The sequence below is a fragment of the Nitrososphaerales archaeon genome, from assembly GCA_025058425.1.
Classification (GTDB): domain Archaea; phylum Thermoproteota; class Nitrososphaeria; order Nitrososphaerales; family JANXEG01; genus JANXEG01.
Window position 1 is genome coordinate 1 of record JANXEG010000026.1, and the last position, 17,534, is coordinate 17,534.

A 17,534-nucleotide genomic window follows, 5' to 3' on the forward strand; every position below is an offset into this window, starting at 1 on the left:
ACTTTCGGTTTCCTCACCACCTACATTCTGCTCTTCACAATATTCGCTTTATATATTGGTCAAGAGATTTTGGTGAGATTATCCCTTGAAGTATTTGGTGCGGGTGGTGGCCTCTTCTTTTTTACATTCTTTATGCTTACCGATCCACCTACCTCTCCTGCACGTAATCAAACCCTCTATGGATTGATAGTAGCATCGATAGCATTTATTCTTCGCTTCCTTACAAATCCCATACAATTTTTACTCATCACCCTTATAGTTATGAATATGCTCATTCGGTTAATCGATACAAAGGTAACACGATTGAATAATCTTCTTAAAAATCTCATGAGAATTTAATGATTATTAGTATTGATCTCAAGATTTGTAAATCGCTATTGCTATTGCTATGGATTAAAGTTTGTATTAGAGCATATTTATTTAAGAAGAGTATTTTATTATTGCAATGATTTCTAGGATTTCTAGAGAATTACCAGAAACATACCATCACTCAATCTTTAGTAAGGAGAATGAGGGGAAGATATGCCTCGGTATAGAATCGACCGCCCACACTTTTGGAGCAGCTTTAACTCAAATAGTTGAGCGTAAAGGAATAATTCTATCTGATGTAAAGAGTGTATATCAACCACCCCCGGGGTCGGGGATTCATCCTCGTGAAGCATCTAGACATCATGCGGAGAATGCAGCAAAGGTCATTCATGAAGCTCTTAATAAAGCAGGTGTGAGTATTAAGGAAGTGGATGCGATAGCTTACTCGGCTGGACCCGGGCTTGGCCCATGCTTAAGAGTGGGTGCTGTTTCTGCTCGATCTCTCTCTTCATACTTTAAAAAACCTTTAATCCCTGTAAATCATGCGTTAGGCCATATCGAATTATCGACGATGCTGACTGGAGCGATAGATCCCGTTGTTCTACTTGTAACAGGTGGGCATACGGCCATCACCGCTTATATCTCAGGTAGATGGAAAATCTTTGGTGAAACTTTAGATATTACGATCGGCCAATTGATCGATCAATTTGGTAGAGAAGCTGGATTTAGTTCACCGTGCGGAGCGAAGATCGAGGAATTGGCTAGAAGATCTTCAAATTATCTACCATTGCCATACAGTGTAAAAGGTAACGATGTCTCTTTCTCTGGCATATTAACGGCCGCTAAAAATATGCTGAAAGAAGGGAAGAAGTTAGAAGATCTATGCTACTCTTTACAAGAGACCGCATTCGCAATGCTGATCGAGACTACCGAAAGGGCCCTAGCATTTTCAGAGAAGAAAGAAGTTTTATTGGTGGGTGGTGTGGCTGCGAATTTAAGGCTTCAAGAGATGCTCAAAGAGATGTGCCGCCAACATGATGCCCGCCCTCTAATCGTACCACAACAGTATAGTGGAGATTGTGGTGCCCAAATCTCTTGGACCGGTCTTTTAGCTTACCTATCGGGTACCAGAGTGGATGTAGAGAAGAGTATAATACGCCAATCATGGAGGTTCGATAAGGTGGCTGTAAAGTGGAGATACTGATAAAGAGGGGTGCTGAGGCCAGCCTATACCTTACGGAGTACTTTGGAGAGAAGGTCATAGTGAAGAGAAGGGATGCAAAGACCTATAGAAATCCTCGATTGGATGAGGAGATAAGGAAGCATAGAACATTGCAGGAATCGTCATTTTTGATAAGGGCTCGTGAGTCTGGTGTCCCGACACCTTTAGTATATTTCGTTGATGCGAAGAGAGGTGAGATAATTATGCAGTATATAGAGGGGAGGAGGATGAAAGAGATCCTCGATGCAGAGAGTGATGAATCGATCGATGAATTATGTATAAAGTTAGGTCAATATATAGCCAAATTACATAAGAGAGATCTGATCCATGGTGATCTAACGACTTCCAACTTTATCCTTTCAAAGGATGGCCATTTGGTGTTGATCGATTTCGGCCTATCATTCTTTTCTCAAAGGTTAGAAGATAAAGCAGTAGACCTTCATCTGATCAAAGAAGTATTGACGAGTGCACATAAAAATAGCAGGAGGATCTTTATGAAGATTCTAGAAGGTTACAGCTCTGTAGTTGGAGAGGATATGGTGAAGGTTTTACTTGGCAAGATTCGAGAAATAGAGTTGAGAGGTAGGTATACACGTGTGTAACGATACTAAAAGAGTATATTTTGCTACGAGTAATATTCACAAATTCAGAGAAGTAAAGAGCATACTATCGCAGTATGGGATAGATGTAGTCATGGTGAAGGGTAAGTTATTAGAGGTACAGAGTGAAAGTCTGGTCAAGATCGCGACTCAATCCATATATAACGCTTTAAAGGTCGGCACGAAGACTCCCTTAATACTGGAAGACTCGGGTCTATTCATACGTAGTTTGAATGGCTTCCCTGGTCCCTACTCTTCTTATGTCTACCGTACGATAGGTCTGAAGGGTATTTTAAAGATTTTAGAGGGTGTAGAGGATCGCTACGCTGAGTTTAAATCGGTGATCGCCTTCGCAGATAAATTTATGAATATTAAGAGCTTTGTGGGTGTAGTCAAGGGAGAGATTTCACAGGAGGAGCGGGGCATATATGGATTCGGATTCGACCCCATCTTCATCCCTTACCATTCATCCAAAACCTTTGGGGAAATGCTCCCTCAAGAGAAGAATAAATATTCTCATAGGGCTAAAGCGTTGATAAAGTTCGTTAAGTGGTTTATGAGAGCTAATATGTGATCAAAATCGCAACCTTTATGTGCAATAACGACTAGCATCTTTATGGCAGAATATGGCGAGGATGTATTCACATAGACGTGGGAAGTCTCATTCTACTAGGCTGGCCTCTCGACACATCCCATCATGGGTTACCTATAGCCCAGACGAAATCACCGCTCTGATCGTGAAGATGGCAAAGGATGGATTAACGCCTAGCGAGATAGGTGTGAAGTTGAGAGATGAATACGGCATTCCATTGGTCAAACCGATCCTGGGCAAATCGATTACAGAAATTCTGGAGGAGAATAACCTGCTCCCTCCCATACCTGAAGATCTCGATCGTCTTTTGAAGAGAGCGGTAAAGATTCAGGCACACCTCAAAGTACATAAGGGAGATAGAAAGAGTATTCACGCTTTAGAGCTTTTAGAAGCGAGGATCCATCGATTATCTGAATATTACAAGAGTCGAGGGAAGTTACCACCGAATTGGAAGTACTCTGCAGTCGTAGCACAATTGGCGTGAAGTATGAGTAATTTTGAAGAGCTTTTACAAAGGGCGGAAGAGATAGCTAATAGGATCATCGATACCGTAAAGGCTGGAAAGAAGATCGCTCTAATAGCACATATCGATGCAGATGGTATCACTACCGCAAGTATTCTTATTAAAGCGATCTATCGTAAGGGCGGCCGATTTTTAGTAAGAGTCATTGGAGATCTGGATCTCCAGTTGCTCGATGAGCTTAAAGATGGGGATTATGGTCTATACATCTTTTGTGAAATCGGGGGTGGAATGGTAAATGAGATTATTAAAAGGCTTGATCATCGATGGATCATGATAGATCATCATAGAGTACCCGATGAAGAGTTGAATATGAAGAATGTATTCAACGCGTGGCAATTCGGTTTTGATGGTGGTGTTGAAGTCTGTGGTGCTGGAATGGCCTACTTCATAGCTGTAAAGATGGATGAGAGTAACGTGAACCTTTCATGGTTGCCTATAGTAGGTGCTTTGGCCGATAGGCAGGATCGTGGTGATAAAAGATCCCTCATCAGCTTGAATGAAAGGATCGTTAATGATGCCTTGAAGCATGGCTACTTGAAGGTTACCACAGACCTACTCTTCTACGGTAGAGAGACAAAACCTATCCATGAAGCGATCGCATCCACTGCTATGCCTTACATACCTGGATTATCGGGTAATAGGGATTTGTGCCTTGCGAGTCTCACATCTGCAGGTATAAAACTGAAGGACGATGGGCGTTGGAGGACGATCGCCGAACTCTCCAATGAAGAGAAGATGAAGATAGTTGAAGTGATCATCCCCTACTTTGGTGGTGCCGTCAATGAAAAGGTTGAAGAGTTGATCGGCACAGTTTACACTCTGATCAAGGAAGATGAAAATACTCCGTTGAGAGATGCAAGGGAATTCGGCACACTCTTAAATGCCTGTGGTAGAATGGGAAGGGCTAGTATCGGCATCTCCATCTGCCTAAATGATAGAGATCAGACACTTCAAGAAGCCCAAAGGATCCTCATCGATTATAGGCAAGAATTGAACCGTTACCTACAGACTATTCTTATCGATCAATCGAGAGTGATCGATAATCGGATGTGGTTTCTTATAAATGGTGACGGTTTAGTAAGTCCAAATATGCTCAGCCCATTGGCATCGATACTGGCTACTCTGCCTCGATTTAAAGGTAGATTGATACTGGCTAAGACCCTCATGAATAGTAATGAAGTGAAGTTTTCTGTGAGGTTTGGTATAGGTTGTGAACAATCCATCAGCCTCGCCTCTTTAGTCAGTGAAGCTGCTATTCAATGTGGTGGTGTGGGAGGAGGGCATAATACAGCGGCTGGAGCGAGGATTCCACTAACTAATGTAGAAAAATTTTTAGGAGCGATCTCTTCCAAGTTAAAGGATTTGGGATGGGGACAGAGTTAAAGTTGGTAGTTCATTGTGAGAATCGTCGTGTAGCAGATAGCATATATAAGAGCCTTTTACCCGATAATGTCAATTTCCCTCCAGGGGTATCGATGAATATGGAGGTAAAGGGTAAAGAGTTAATGATCGATATTAAATGTGAGAAGAATATCGAAACTTTAATATCTATGGTGGATGAATTACTGGAGAATATTCAAGTTTTATTGGGTGTAATAAAGGTGGTGAAGGGCTGATGCTGGATATCAAACTGGTCCGAGAGAACCCTGAGTTGATTAGAGAGATGTTAAGAAAGCGTGGTATGAGCTTCCCTTTAGATAGGTTGATAGATCTTGATCGAACTCGAAGAACTCTGATTACAGAGGTTCAAAGATTAAAGCATCAGAGGAATGTGGTATCGGAAGAGATCAGTAATTTGAAGAAGCAAGGTGTGGATATTTCAACAAAGATTGCCGAAATGAGAGAATTATCGAATAAGATCCTGGAGATGGATGCTAATATCCGTAAAGTAGAGGAAGAATTCAATAACCTTATGCTCCAGCTACCAAACCTTATCCATGAATCTGTACCAGAGGGGAAGGATGAAAATGATAATGTGGTAGTAAGAAGTTGGGGCTCTCCTCCTCGATTCGATTTTGAGCCTAAGGACCACATCGATCTAGGCCTAAAATTGGACCTCATCGATTTAGATAGGGCTGGTAAAGTTGCAGGGGCAAGGTTTTACTTTCTAAAAGGCGATCTGGTACTTCTTAATTATGCTCTGATTCGTTTCGCACTAGAGTTTATGAAAGCGAGAGGTTTTACTCTGATCCAACCCCCATACATGTTGAAAAGGGAAGCGATGTCGGGAGCTATAATCCTCTCAGATTTTGAAGATGTAATATATAAGTTGGAAGGAGAGGACCTGTACTTGATAGGTACTTCTGAACACGCCCTCGCTGCGATGCATATGAATGAAGTTTTGGATGGTAAAGTTTTACCGTTAAGGTACACTGGTATAAGCCCATGCTTTAGAAAAGAGGCAGGTACTCACGGTAGAGATACGAAGGGGATCTTTCGAGTCCATCAATTCGAAAAGGTAGAGCAGTTTGTATATTGTAAACCTGAGGATTCTTGGAAGGAGCATGAGCTCATGATAAACAATGCTGAGGAATTCTTCAAACAACTGGGAATACCTTATCGGGTAGTGTTACTATGCTCTGGAGATATGGGCAAGGTGGCTGCTAAAACTTATGATCTAGAGGCCTGGTTCCCTGGCCAAGGAAAGTATCGTGAAGTCGTCTCATGTAGCAATTGTACAGATTATCAAGCGAGAAGGCTGAATATAAGGTATAGAGATAAGCCACATGAAGAACCTAAGTTTGTACATATGCTGAATAGCACATTGGTGGCTACCGAGAGGGCCTTGATCGCGATCATGGAGAATTATCAACAGAAGGATGGTAGTATAGCTATCCCTCAAGTTTTACAACCTTATATGGGCGGTTTGAAGATCATCGGTAGCAAATAGACTTTAATGAGCCAATGAGTTTTTAAAATAGTCGATAAAGGGTTTTTATGAATATAACTTCACTAATCATTCAACAATAACCTTTATAAAGGTTCTTCAAGTGATCCTTTTAATCATTAATTAAAAAACGTTAGGCTTAATTATCGTAAAGACGACTCTATAATCGATGAGCTTAGAAGATCTAAAGAGGGTCCAAATTCAGCAACTCATAACCGAACCGCTCATCGTCCCCATCAACACGAATATCTCATCAATAATAGCGACTATGCAGAATAATAATGCTTATGAGGTCTTTATTGAAGCAAAAGGAAAGATCGGCATTATTTCAGTAAGAGACTTATTGAGAGTAAAGGATATTACAACGACGAAGCCTACCACCATTATGAAGTACGCACCTCACTTACTACCAAATGCTCCACTTTCAGAAGCTGCAACTCTCATGACTCAATATAGATTAAGAGCTCTACCTGTCGTTCAGAGTTCCAAAGTTAAGGGTCAGATAACGGCGATCTCGATCATCAATTTAATGAAGGATTACGGGATTAAAGGGGTGAAGGCGAATAGTATAATGACCCCGCAACCCATTACTATTTCAAGATGGGACCCTTTAACCAAAGCGAGAAGTATAATGTTGAGGAGGAAGATAGATCATCTACCCGTTGTAGAAGATGGTAGACTCTTTGGAATTTTAAATTCATCCATGATCGTGAATAATTTGATGCCTAGTATTGGGATAAGGCGGGGTGCCATTGGTGTTGAGAGTCGTAGTAGGCTCGACTTTCCTGTAGATCGAATTGCCGATAGAGAATTTGTAACCTGTAATGTTAATGAAGATGTGAGTAGCATTATAGAAAAGATGGCTACAGGCAGAACATGCACCATCATTACTCTTTTAGATGAGATACAGGGTATCATCACTCAAAGAGATATTATAAAACTTTTAATGATGGGTAAGGAGGTGGCTACAAAAATCCCCATCTATATGGTCGGTCTTCCAGACGATCCATTTGAAGCTGAAGCGGCAAGAGAGAAGTTCAATAGGGTAGTAGCTCTTCTGAGGAGAAGCCTTCCGAGTATTGAAGAGGCAAGCTCAGTCATAAAGAGTAAAGATGTGGGGGGCAGAAGGCGATATGAGGTGAGTGTGAGTTTAAAGACACCCTATAAAACCTTCAATTACACTCAAACTGGTTGGGAGCTCCCCCAAATTTTTGATGAATTAACCGATAGAATGAAGAGGATTTTAAGTATGAAGCCGAAGAAAAGGGTCGATTCACAAAGGGCATAAACTTTACCTTAATATTATATTATTCGAAATCGAATTTTGATAATTTAAAACTCGAATGTTAAAATGAACATGGAAGAAGAGATGCTCCTTTACGCATTCAAATCTTTTTATGTACATGAGTCGATTTGGTGAGAAGTATATTAATAGGTAGGCATTAATACATGATGGATTGTGATAAATTGGCTTGGAGGATGAAATCTCATATTTTTTCACTATGCTGGGCCACCCTTTGAGGAGAAAGATCATTCGTTATCTTGGGGAGCATGAATCTGGTAGCTTTACTAATCTCAAATCGTACTTGAACGTAAGTACAGGTACTCTTTACTATCAACTCGACCTCCTCAAAAATCTTATTGAGCAAAATGAAGAGAGAAAGTATTATCTGAATGAGAAAGGCAAATTCGCATATAAATTACTTTTGGAGAGTAGCGAAAAGTTAACTTCCAGCCGCTTCATTAAAAGGAGCTCGACGATAAAGGGTTACATAACGCTTTGGCTCATAGGTTGGAAGCTCATTTCTCATCTGTATGGCATACCAAAGCTCGCCATCCTTATCGCCCTTATAATTCTTCTTTATGGTGCCTGGATCACAAACATTTCTGGATTGTACCCTATCGTCTTCATCTACATGGAGCGCTTACCTATCCCACAATCCTACATACCTTTACTCTTCATTTCCGGATACCTTCTAGTCAATATTCTCGCAAACTTAACATCATATATTTTATATAGGACGTTAGAGGGCGTGAAGTACCTCTTCTTGGGCACAGCCTTCTCTCTTACTCCCACATTCATCTTACCGACCTTATATGTTATAGCAAAGGGGCTTCAAGCACCTTTAACGAGCATTCAAGCCCAGATCCTTATGCTCATTGGAATGGGCTACTTCTTCTCATTCTTCACATCGGCGATCTCCCTTTCTAAAGGGTTGGTCTTCGAAAAGGCCGCCCTTTCAGCTTCCTTCACACTCTACTTCTGCATCGGGTTAACCTTTATTCTTAACTCCCTTTGATAAGACTTCTAATTATTCGAAGATTTTCTTCTATTAAGACTTCGGAAAATTAGAAAGAAAAAGGTCAAAAATAACCTTCTTTTATCTAATCCTGTGAAAATGATGAGCACGCATCGTAAAATCATACCGATCATGACGGCTACGGTAATCATCATCTGCTCAATACTGATGTTAAATATGATTATGTCGGTAAGTGCGAAATCTGAAGGTACAGCCATAAATGGAGATAAATACCTTAAAGAACCCCAGTTTATAACCATTCAAAGAGAGAGGTTTGATAAGTTCGAAGGAAGGTTAGTAGAGCCCAGTATTATGCGCTCACATATGGATGTAAAGAAGAATTCTATCCTCCTTATGTACAGAGGTGATTCACGAGATAGAGTGCAAGGTCAATCTAGAAACCTGACCATCACCCCTGAGCAAGCCAAAGCGATAGTAGAAGCAGCGATCCCAAACTTTAGAGTGGGCACACCCATTTCTCTTAGAACGTGCTGGATCGTTCCCATCGAAGATGGGAAGGGTGTGGTAACATCGATAACGGTTGGTAAGGTCAGCGCCTCTACATCAGAGCAGGCTAAAAAGATCGTTGAAGAGTCTTTGGGCAAGGGTTGGAAGGCTGGAGAACCGAAATTACTAAAAACCATCTATAACGTTCCATTGATCGATTCAAATAACACGATAATAGGTTACGTGAAGGTCGATGGTAAGACTGGCGAGATCGTTAGGAGGCCTTCACTCACACCCAATATAACTGGTGAGCAGGCCAAAGCGATAGTAAATGATGCAATTAAAGAGTTCAAAGTGGGTGAAGTTAAAGATAGAGGTAATCTATGGATTGTAAATATCGATTATAAGAATAAGGTTGTCATGAGAATACCTCTCGGAAAGCTCAACACCCCGACAGCTGAAGATGCTTTAAAGGCGGTTCGAGAATCTTTGAGTAAGGGTTGGAAGGCTGGAGAACCGAAGCAGTTGCGACTTGTCTACAACGTGCCTATTATAGATGCGAATGGAAATATCATCGGTAGTGTAAAGGTCGATGGTAAGACTGGCGAGATCATCACGGACTTTCCAACACCTCCATCACTACGTAGATGAATGTGAGAGGAGCTGGTGAGATGGTAAGGAGAGCACTACTGTTGCTGATTCTGGCGCTATCGGTAGTGCTCTCCAGCCCTCCTTTTTTTACTCAAGTTGATGCTCGAGCCGAAGGGCCATCCATAACTTATACTCGTGCGGGTTATAAGGATTTCCAATATACAGGTTTTAACATCACAATCCCTACAGAAGATGGTGGTAGAGTCGATATCATCTTCGCATGGGAGATGGTATTTAAACGGCGAGATACTGATTCATTGAGAGTCTATAATACATATCCGACTCTCCAGATGGTGAAGTTTTTAAAGGATAATACTCTCGATTACTCATTGACCTATACTCCTCTCTATTTGGTTATATTCGAGGATGTGAATGGGAATGGTCTTTTTGATGTACGAACACGCAAAGGTTTAGCAAGAGAGGTTCTCGATGAAGAAGTAGACTGGAGATTGAGTCGAGATAAACCCCTTAAAATGTATCCTTTGGCACCCATGTTTATCCACTTCGAACGACGTGAACCAGTTAATCCATGGTCTTGGAAGGTTACCAAACCAACAAAGGCTAAAGATGCGTTAGAGTATAGTTGGAATGCATCGGCATCTGTGAGGAGCTTCGGTTGGCGCTTTATCGATGAAAGGTATAGATTTGAAAGAGATCATATCGATGTGCGTTTTTATTATCGCTTAACCCTTAAGCCTGAAGGGCCTGTGGTCAAACTTGGTTGCCATATCGATGGTATAAAGAAGGCCTTTAACGAAGATGTGAAACTAGCTGTAATTTCAGCAGTCCTATATCATGGCAGGGATGAGGTCATCGTTAAAGGTGAGGAGAAGTACGAGAGTTTCTCTGGAGCTTTTGTAAGGGATCAAAGAGTATTGTTAATAAAGAAGGTCGGCGAATCCGTAAGGTCTTTAATTACACACAATCCAGATGCGGTTATAGATAGCATCTATCAAACGAACGTCGTATCATCCGCTCTTCAGCCCGTATTTATAATGTCAACACCTCCCGATCTGCCCGGAGGTATCGATATGAAGAGTTTAAGGCCATATCCTAACGATAAAGTGGATCGGTATTATTCGATAACATTTGCCCATCAACTCGCATTCCTCCGCCTCGGCGAGAGCATTTCTCAAGATCCTGAGATCATCTTTATAGCACCACTCCTCATATCCCCTCCAACGATCCTTCTAAACCTTCAATGGTTTATTGTAACTGCGTTGGTGATCTTTATAATGTATATTTTACTAAAGGTGGTATCGCGCCGATTACTTCAAGAATTATAAGTGATGGTTATGGCGCATGACTATACTATATCTGATATGAGGAAATTGAAGATGGAGCAAAGGATAAATACTCTTTACAAATTGATCTCAAGAGAAGGAATCGTAAATCGGAGAATAGTTTTATATGAATTTAACTCTAAAGTGGGAGTCAAACCTGAAACTATAGCGAAGTATCTTACCATCTTGCAAGAAAGAGGCTTAGTAAGATTAAAAGGTGAGATGGTCGTTGCTTTATATAAATTCGATAATAGAGGTGCTTAAATTTGGGTAAATGTTATTATTCATTTAATAGATCTGCCAATTCAACCCTCCTAATACCCTCCATCACCATCGCCCTCGGTCTAATTCTTATCCTTATAATTCCGATTACGATTACGTTAGGTTTACAACCCGTCTACGCTACACAGAAACCTGGTAATTCACCAAAGAATGCGCTACAGATAACATCTGGCAGATACCTATTCGATTTTGATGTAGATGATCAATGGTTCAAGGTAGACTTACAACCGGGCCAGAAGATCAGTATAGTGCTCACAGTCCCCGGTAAGGCAAGTTTAGATCTATACTTATACTCGCCAGATACCGTAGATGGTTATACTGGATTATTAGCATCTTCAGAAAATTGGGAATACATGGATATGGGCGGTGTGGAGAAGATCGTTTACGTAGCTGAGAGGGCAGGTTTTCATTATATCAGAGTTAGAGGTTTGGTATACTATGCGAGACCTGCAACCTACGAATTAAGGGTCTTTATAAGTGACTTTAAGATCGTTTCGGTATACTGGGGTGAGGGTAACTCAAGGCTATCGGTTGCACCCGGTGACTCTGGTGTACCGCTGACGGTCGTTGTAACCCATCAGGCCAACTATACTATAACGTCACTCGTTGCATCACTCAACCTCAAACCTCCCTTTTCTAATATCTTAGGCGGGGATAGAAGTACATCCTTTCACAGCGCAACGGTCAAACCCGGAGAAGCCATTACATTTACCTTCACTCTTAACGTAGATCATGAGGCTGGACTTGGAAGTTATAGTTTAATGATGACCATCGAATACTATATGGTATCAAAGGAGGGGCCCATTCGCGCTATACCCGTTGAAATGTATGTGAATGTCCCTCTTTTAGGTAGGCCCAGTATTACCATATCGACAGACTCTAGCTACCTTGCTCCAGGGGTTTTAAATGAATTATCTTTGGTATTTAAGAATGTGGGATCGGGTAGGGCTACGCACCTCGAAGCCACATTGACCATTCCTAGCGGTGTAACGATCGTCGGTGATGATAACAGAATCAGTATCAAATCTATCGCACCGGGCGATACCATCTCTAAAAGGCTGAAGGTTCATGTATCGAGCAACTTAGCACTCTCAAATATCCAGATGAGTATCTTAATATCTTATAGAGATGGTTATGGCTCTTTACAATCTTCAAGTAGAGTTATAGGATTTAATATTATACCTTCTGAATATTTAACTGTAGAAGTTAATGCCCAACCCTCAACCCTTTCACCGGGTATTATTAATAAGGTCAATATTTCGATAAGAAATTTAGGACCATCGACGATCACCAATTTGGAAGTTACATTTTCACCTCCAACTGGTATAGTGATAGTAGGCGGTAGCAACTCCTTTTACTTTCAGAAACTCGAAGGATATAGCGTAATTTATACTCCACTCTTGATTTACGTTTCACCCTCGGTTGAAGGTTCTGTAGTACAGTTACAATCTTCGATCTCATACCGTAAACCAGATGGTTTTACTCATTCATTAACTAGAGTTATAGGATTTAAAACGACCAAAGATACATCCAGTTTTTTGAAGGTATCTCAGAACATACATTCTATAGTGCCAAATAGCATAAACGAATTGGAGATAACGGTAACGAATACACGAGGTAGACCAATCCGTAATCTATCTCTATCGGTAGTTACACCATCACCAGCTGTAATAATTTCAGGAGATAAGCAGACCTATCCAAATATACTCTTACCAAATGCGAACACTTCTTTCACCATCTCGATCTTCGTACCTCAAGGCTTTCAAGGGAGTTCTCTTCAACTACAACTCACAATATCATATTTGGATGAACGTGAAGTAGTAAATACGGAGAGTAGAGTAATAGGATTATCGGTTAAGAGGTTGATAAATCCGATCTTAATTTCAATCAACGATAACACGTTAACGGCAGGTATTGTCAACAATCGTGAGATTAAAATTACCAATATCGGAATGGCCCCTATCTATTCAGTGGTAGTAACACTATCAACCTCACCAGGGGCTGCGATAAATTTAGCTACAGGGCAGAATAGGTGGTTCATCGAATCCATCCCGCCAAAAGGTAGTGTTACAATATTGCCTAGGATCTTCGCCACACCAGATTCAGTAGATAAAATCTACGCACTCCAAATAGATGTAAGTTATGAAGACTCTCTCGGCATATCTTATACTGAAACTCAGAGTATCAATCTCGCAGTACAGGGCCTTATATACCTTACAATTCAAGATTTGGAGGTTTCACCATCAAGGGTCGCACCCGGGGGTAACTTTACAATCGTGGGAAATATTCTTAATCGCGGGAATGCTCCAGCGATGTATACGGTCGTCAGTGCACGTAGCCCATCCTTACCGATTTCAAGTGCACCACAGTATGTGGGCCAAGTAGATACGAATGTGATAACACCCTTCAGCATTAGTGCACAGGTCGATCGGAGGGCAAGAAATGGCACATACCCTATTACAGTAATTATCACCTATAGTGATAATTACAATCAAACGAGGAGTATTAGCACTTCAACCAGCATAACTGTAGGTGCTTTTCGAGAGCAGATTAGAGTAATTCAACCGACACAGCAGAGATTGATTCTAGGCATGACGGAGATCGGTTTAGCCTTCTTTACAGCGATATTCTTAATCATTCTCAGCACGGTAATCGTGTTATGGAGGAGTCGTAAATCGGTTAAAAGGGCTGTGCAAGAATCTACGGGCAAAGTTCTAATATCTCCCATTAAAATATTAGAGTGTAGAGATTTGTGTGATTTAAAGTGATGGTGATCTTTGATGCGTAAGATTTTAGTAATGCTTGGTATAATTTTCATTACTACCTCTTTAATAGCTTTAGCATATACGGATACTCAATTAAGGATCTTACTATTTGGCCTTCCTCAAACTCCCACTTCATCCCCATCAGGTAGAGCTGGTCCCCCATCGATTCCATCTACCTCACCAATATTCTCAGCAACCTTACAACCGATCGGTTATTTACGAGTCATCTCTTATCTGGTTGGAATAGGCGGTTTGGCCCTAATCATCATAGGGTTATCACTACCAACAAAGTTAAAGAAGGAGGTTGAAATTCAGGCACCCTCACAACCCCCTCCTTGGGAGATTTTTGAAAACTCTAAAGAGAAAGAGGGTGAAACGAATCGATGAGTATCGTATGTGAAGATGTCCACAAAGTGTACGAGAGTGGTGGTTATTACACCCCTGCACTCAGAGGGATATCTCTTCATATAGAAGCGGGCGAATTCGTCTGTATAATGGGCCCTTCAGGTAGTGGTAAATCCACACTCTTAAATTTAATAGGTGCCCTAGATAGACCGACGAAGGGAAGGATCTTCATCGATGGTGTAGATCTATCTGAACTCGATGATTACGCCCTTGCTGAACTTAGAAATCAAAAGATCGGTTTCATATTTCAAACCTTTAACCTTATTCAGAGAATGAGTGCATTAGAGAATGTTGAAGTACCCTTACTGATACGGGGAATCTCTGATCGGGAGATACGAGAGAGGGCCAAAAGGATACTGGGCTGGGTCGGTCTAGCCCACCGAATGCACCATACGCCCGATCGAATGAGCGGAGGTGAGCAGCAACGTGTCGCTATAGCAAGGGCTCTTATTACCCAACCTAAGATAATCTTAGGTGATGAGCCGACGGGAAATATAGATAGTAAAGCGACCCACTCCATTATGAGATTATTAAAGTATCTTAATGAGAAGTTGAAGATCACGATGGTGATTGTAACACATAATATGGAAGTCGCAGCCTATGCTCAAAGGGTCTTTCATATAAGAGATGGTAGGATTGAGAGAATCGTAACCCATAATGGTAAGAATGCATAATGTAGGTGTAGAGCTATGAAGGCGATACGAATCTTAAAATTCGCCTGGGGTGCGATGAAGAATAGAAAGTTAAGAGCTATATTGACGATCCTCGGTATCACGATCGGCCCGGCTGTAATCGTCGCTCTGGTCGGTGCGACACAAGGTTTCGCTGCGAACGTTACTGAGCGTTTCAATAAACTCGGCATAACGACACTCTTCGTCATGCCTAGTATGAGGTCAGGTCTAAGAATCGATGATACGGTGGTGAAGACCATCAGCCAGATACCGGGTGTAGAATCTGCAGTCCCCTATTACAATATTAGGGCAACGATAAGGAGTGGTGGTCAGACTAAAGATGTCACGATATTAGCATTGGATGTATCAAAGTTAAAATCGATACTACCGGGAATATCGCTTGGTGAAGGTGAATATCCGACAGCATTATCCCAAGCCATCATCGGAACGAATATCGCGTACCCTCAAGACGGCTCTCCAGGGGTAACGGTCAATAATGTTATTTCTACTACGATCAATACTCGTGTCGGTACAAGAATTGTAAGAGTAAGTAGGGCCTTCGTAGTTAGTGGTATACTTAAACCATTCGGGCAGAGCTTCTTTATAAATCCCGATGATACGATCTTTGTACCGATGAGTGTCGGTAAATCTTTGACCGGATCACAGACATACTCGGGTGTTTACGTCGTTGCACGAACGATCGATGATGTGAGTAACATTCAAAGCACGATATCTGATCTTTATGGTGGTAGAGTTAGAGTGATCGCCATTTCTTCATTATTATCTAATATTCAATCGGTGAATGAAAATATTTCTATGATCCTGGTCTCTATAGCCTTTATGTCTGTAATCGTCGCCTTTATTGGTATAATGACGACGATGTTCACATCCGTTCATGAAAGGACGAAAGAGATAGGTATTTTGAAATCTCTTGGTTATAGTCCAAAGGATATACTGAGTATCTTTTTGGCAGAAGCTACTCTAACTGGTGCGATAGGGGGTTTGGTTGGCATAACCTTAGGCTCATTCTTATCTTTCGCCATCGTCGGTATGCTCGGTGGAGGGGGTCTAGGTTTAGGTTTCCCTGGCTTCAGACCACCGGGACAGGCAGCTGCTACTCAAGCATCGGTGATTACGCCTGTGATAACCCCTGAATTATTGATCGGTACATTCCTCATGGCTGTAGTGATAGGGGCCCTTGCCGGATTATTACCATCTTGGCGAGCATCAAGGATGGTTCCCGTAGTCGCACTAAGGCATGAATGAACCATAGAGAGATAGATAATCTAATGCAGGCGGTATGAATCAAATCTTTTAAACAATCTTTTAAACCTCTCAACGATTAAGATCGATTGTAAGATTAAGCCCATAAATCTTTCTTCCTATTTTTCCATCACTATCATCTTAAATAGATAGACTTTTAAGTAGTCATTTAACGCAGAATAGTAGCTATCGATGGTGGTAATAAGATGGATGAGCTAGAATGGATCAAACAGAAGAAGTTGCGAGAGATGATGGATCGAATAAAAGCTGAGAAAAAAGCTGAGCAAGATGATTGGCCGGATAAGCCCATCGAACTTACCGATAAGAATTTCAAAGAAACGATTCGCAAATATCCCTTAATAGTGGTGGACTTTTGGGCTGAATGGTGTGGTCCGTGCCGTATGATCGCACCCATCATCGATGAATTGGCTCGAGAGTATAAAGGTAGAATCGTATTCGGAAAATTAAATGTGGATTTAAACCGTACTACTGCGATGAATTATGGAATCATGAGTATACCGACGTTACTTATCTTCAAAAATGGGCAACTTGTAGACCAAATCGTAGGTGCTATGCCTAAGAGGGTCTTGGAAGCTACAATAACACAGTATCTATAACACTCTTACACTTAGATGATAACTCGTAAAATTTCCATTTCGCTCATAATAAAACATCGACTCGGTAAATGATAATTATTCTCTAATTCTCTCTTCTTATCAACTAGATATTCTTTGTTACTATTTACTACTCAACTATTAGGGATTATCTTCTTCAAACAGAGAAATCTTAAGAGAAATCAATAGTAAATTTAATCTAATCATCTATGAAGATATCTCATTAATTACGCCTCTATCCCTCTCGTACTTTTTCAAATCATTTTTTGATTTCTTTCTCCTTTCCTACCTTGAAGAACTTTTTAAAGAACGTTCTCAACCTTTCTGTAATATTCTTCTGTGCCATATGATCACCAACCATTATATGTAATATATCAAAATTTAAATGTTTCGTAAATTAAAATAATTAATGAGATTGGGGAGCTAAGATGACTTATACCTTTTGGTTATAATGGCAAATTAGATAAAGAATGATAATTGATAAATAGTGAGGAACGGGAGTTTAAACTCTTAATGGCTCAAATGTAAACTTAACGTTCACCTATAAGGTCAGCGATTACTTTCCTTATCGGATTACTAAAGAGATTGCGCACCTTTATGAGAAGATCTTTCCCTTTATCGGTTAAGTGGTAACACTTTATCTCACGCCGGCCCCTTCTTATTCGCTCACTCATCACAAAGCCCCCCTTTTCTAACCAATAGAGAAAAGGATACACGACAC

General features: G+C 40.9%; 19 protein-coding genes. 18 read left to right on the forward strand and 1 reads right to left on the reverse strand.

The window, feature by feature from the left end:
* The 18 genes from NZ896_03865 to trxA form a co-directional block, all read left to right on the forward strand.
* Nucleotides 1-339 (forward strand): RnfABCDGE type electron transport complex subunit D (locus NZ896_03865; GenBank protein ID MCS7116588.1); only part of this gene is annotated, 339 nt, incomplete at its 5' end.
* 106 nt (nt 340-445) lie between these two features.
* Nucleotides 446-1,513 (forward strand): KEOPS complex N(6)-L-threonylcarbamoyladenine synthase Kae1, encoded by a 1,068-nt coding sequence (gene kae1, locus NZ896_03870; GenBank protein MCS7116589.1) that lies wholly within the window; start codon nt 446-448, stop codon nt 1,511-1,513.
* Nucleotides 1,501-2,133, forward strand: a complete 633-nt coding sequence (locus NZ896_03875) for a KEOPS complex kinase/ATPase Bud32 (protein ID MCS7116590.1) — start codon at nt 1,501-1,503, stop codon at nt 2,131-2,133. The genes kae1 and NZ896_03875 overlap by 13 nt, the downstream gene beginning before the upstream one ends.
* On the forward strand, nt 2,126-2,704 hold the full coding sequence (locus NZ896_03880; GenBank protein ID MCS7116591.1) for an XTP/dITP diphosphatase: 579 nt from the start codon (nt 2,126-2,128) through the stop codon (nt 2,702-2,704). Before NZ896_03875 ends, NZ896_03880 begins: the two co-directional genes overlap by 8 nt.
* A 52-nt stretch (nt 2,705-2,756) precedes the next feature.
* Nucleotides 2,757-3,206 (forward strand): 30S ribosomal protein S15, encoded by a 450-nt coding sequence (locus tag NZ896_03885; protein MCS7116592.1) that lies wholly within the window; start codon nt 2,757-2,759, stop codon nt 3,204-3,206.
* 3 nt (nt 3,207-3,209) lie between these two features.
* Nucleotides 3,210-4,628, forward strand: a complete 1,419-nt coding sequence (locus NZ896_03890; protein MCS7116593.1) for a DHH family phosphoesterase — start codon at nt 3,210-3,212, stop codon at nt 4,626-4,628.
* Complete coding sequence (locus NZ896_03895; protein MCS7116594.1) at nt 4,613-4,861, forward strand: KEOPS complex subunit Pcc1; 249 nt, start codon at nt 4,613-4,615, stop codon at nt 4,859-4,861. The genes NZ896_03890 and NZ896_03895 overlap by 16 nt, the downstream gene beginning before the upstream one ends.
* Complete coding sequence (gene serS / locus NZ896_03900; GenBank protein ID MCS7116595.1) at nt 4,861-6,135, forward strand: serine--tRNA ligase; 1,275 nt, start codon at nt 4,861-4,863, stop codon at nt 6,133-6,135. The genes NZ896_03895 and serS overlap by 1 nt, the downstream gene beginning before the upstream one ends.
* Nucleotides 6,136-6,301: 166 nt before the next feature.
* Entirely contained in the window at nt 6,302-7,420 is a 1,119-nt protein-coding gene (locus NZ896_03905) for a CBS domain-containing protein (GenBank protein ID MCS7116596.1), read from the forward strand.
* A 214-nt stretch (nt 7,421-7,634) separates the two neighbouring features.
* Nucleotides 7,635-8,432 carry a helix-turn-helix domain-containing protein gene (locus tag NZ896_03910; protein ID MCS7116597.1) on the forward strand — a complete coding sequence of 266 codons (798 nt, stop codon included), beginning with the start codon at nt 7,635-7,637 and terminating at the stop codon, nt 8,430-8,432.
* A gap of 102 nt (nt 8,433-8,534) precedes the next feature.
* Nucleotides 8,535-9,530 carry a PepSY domain-containing protein gene (locus tag NZ896_03915; protein ID MCS7116598.1) on the forward strand — a complete coding sequence of 332 codons (996 nt, stop codon included), beginning with the start codon at nt 8,535-8,537 and terminating at the stop codon, nt 9,528-9,530.
* 20 nt (nt 9,531-9,550) lie between these two features.
* Nucleotides 9,551-10,816: a hypothetical protein gene (locus tag NZ896_03920; protein ID MCS7116599.1), complete on the forward strand. Its 1,266-nt coding sequence runs from the start codon at nt 9,551-9,553 to the stop codon at nt 10,814-10,816.
* A gap of 9 nt (nt 10,817-10,825) precedes the next feature.
* Nucleotides 10,826-11,077: a hypothetical protein gene (locus NZ896_03925; protein ID MCS7116600.1), complete on the forward strand. Its 252-nt coding sequence runs from the start codon at nt 10,826-10,828 to the stop codon at nt 11,075-11,077.
* A gap of 2 nt (nt 11,078-11,079) precedes the next feature.
* Complete coding sequence (locus NZ896_03930) at nt 11,080-13,863, forward strand: hypothetical protein (GenBank protein MCS7116601.1); 2,784 nt, start codon at nt 11,080-11,082, stop codon at nt 13,861-13,863.
* 12 nt (nt 13,864-13,875) lie between these two features.
* Nucleotides 13,876-14,247 (forward strand): hypothetical protein, encoded by a 372-nt coding sequence (locus tag NZ896_03935; protein ID MCS7116602.1) that lies wholly within the window; start codon nt 13,876-13,878, stop codon nt 14,245-14,247.
* Nucleotides 14,244-14,939, forward strand: a complete 696-nt coding sequence (locus tag NZ896_03940) for an ABC transporter ATP-binding protein (GenBank protein ID MCS7116603.1) — start codon at nt 14,244-14,246, stop codon at nt 14,937-14,939. The genes NZ896_03935 and NZ896_03940 overlap by 4 nt, the downstream gene beginning before the upstream one ends.
* A gap of 15 nt (nt 14,940-14,954) precedes the next feature.
* Entirely contained in the window at nt 14,955-16,202 is a 1,248-nt protein-coding gene (locus tag NZ896_03945) for an ABC transporter permease (GenBank protein ID MCS7116604.1), read from the forward strand.
* 203 nt (nt 16,203-16,405) lie between these two features.
* Nucleotides 16,406-16,816 carry a thioredoxin gene (trxA, locus tag NZ896_03950; protein MCS7116605.1) on the forward strand — a complete coding sequence of 137 codons (411 nt, stop codon included), beginning with the start codon at nt 16,406-16,408 and terminating at the stop codon, nt 16,814-16,816.
* 527 nt (nt 16,817-17,343) lie between these two features.
* On the opposite strand, the gene NZ896_03955 is transcribed toward trxA, so the two are convergent.
* A partial coding sequence (locus NZ896_03955; GenBank protein MCS7116606.1) for a helix-turn-helix transcriptional regulator occupies nt 17,344-17,534 on the reverse strand: 191 nt, incomplete at its 5' end.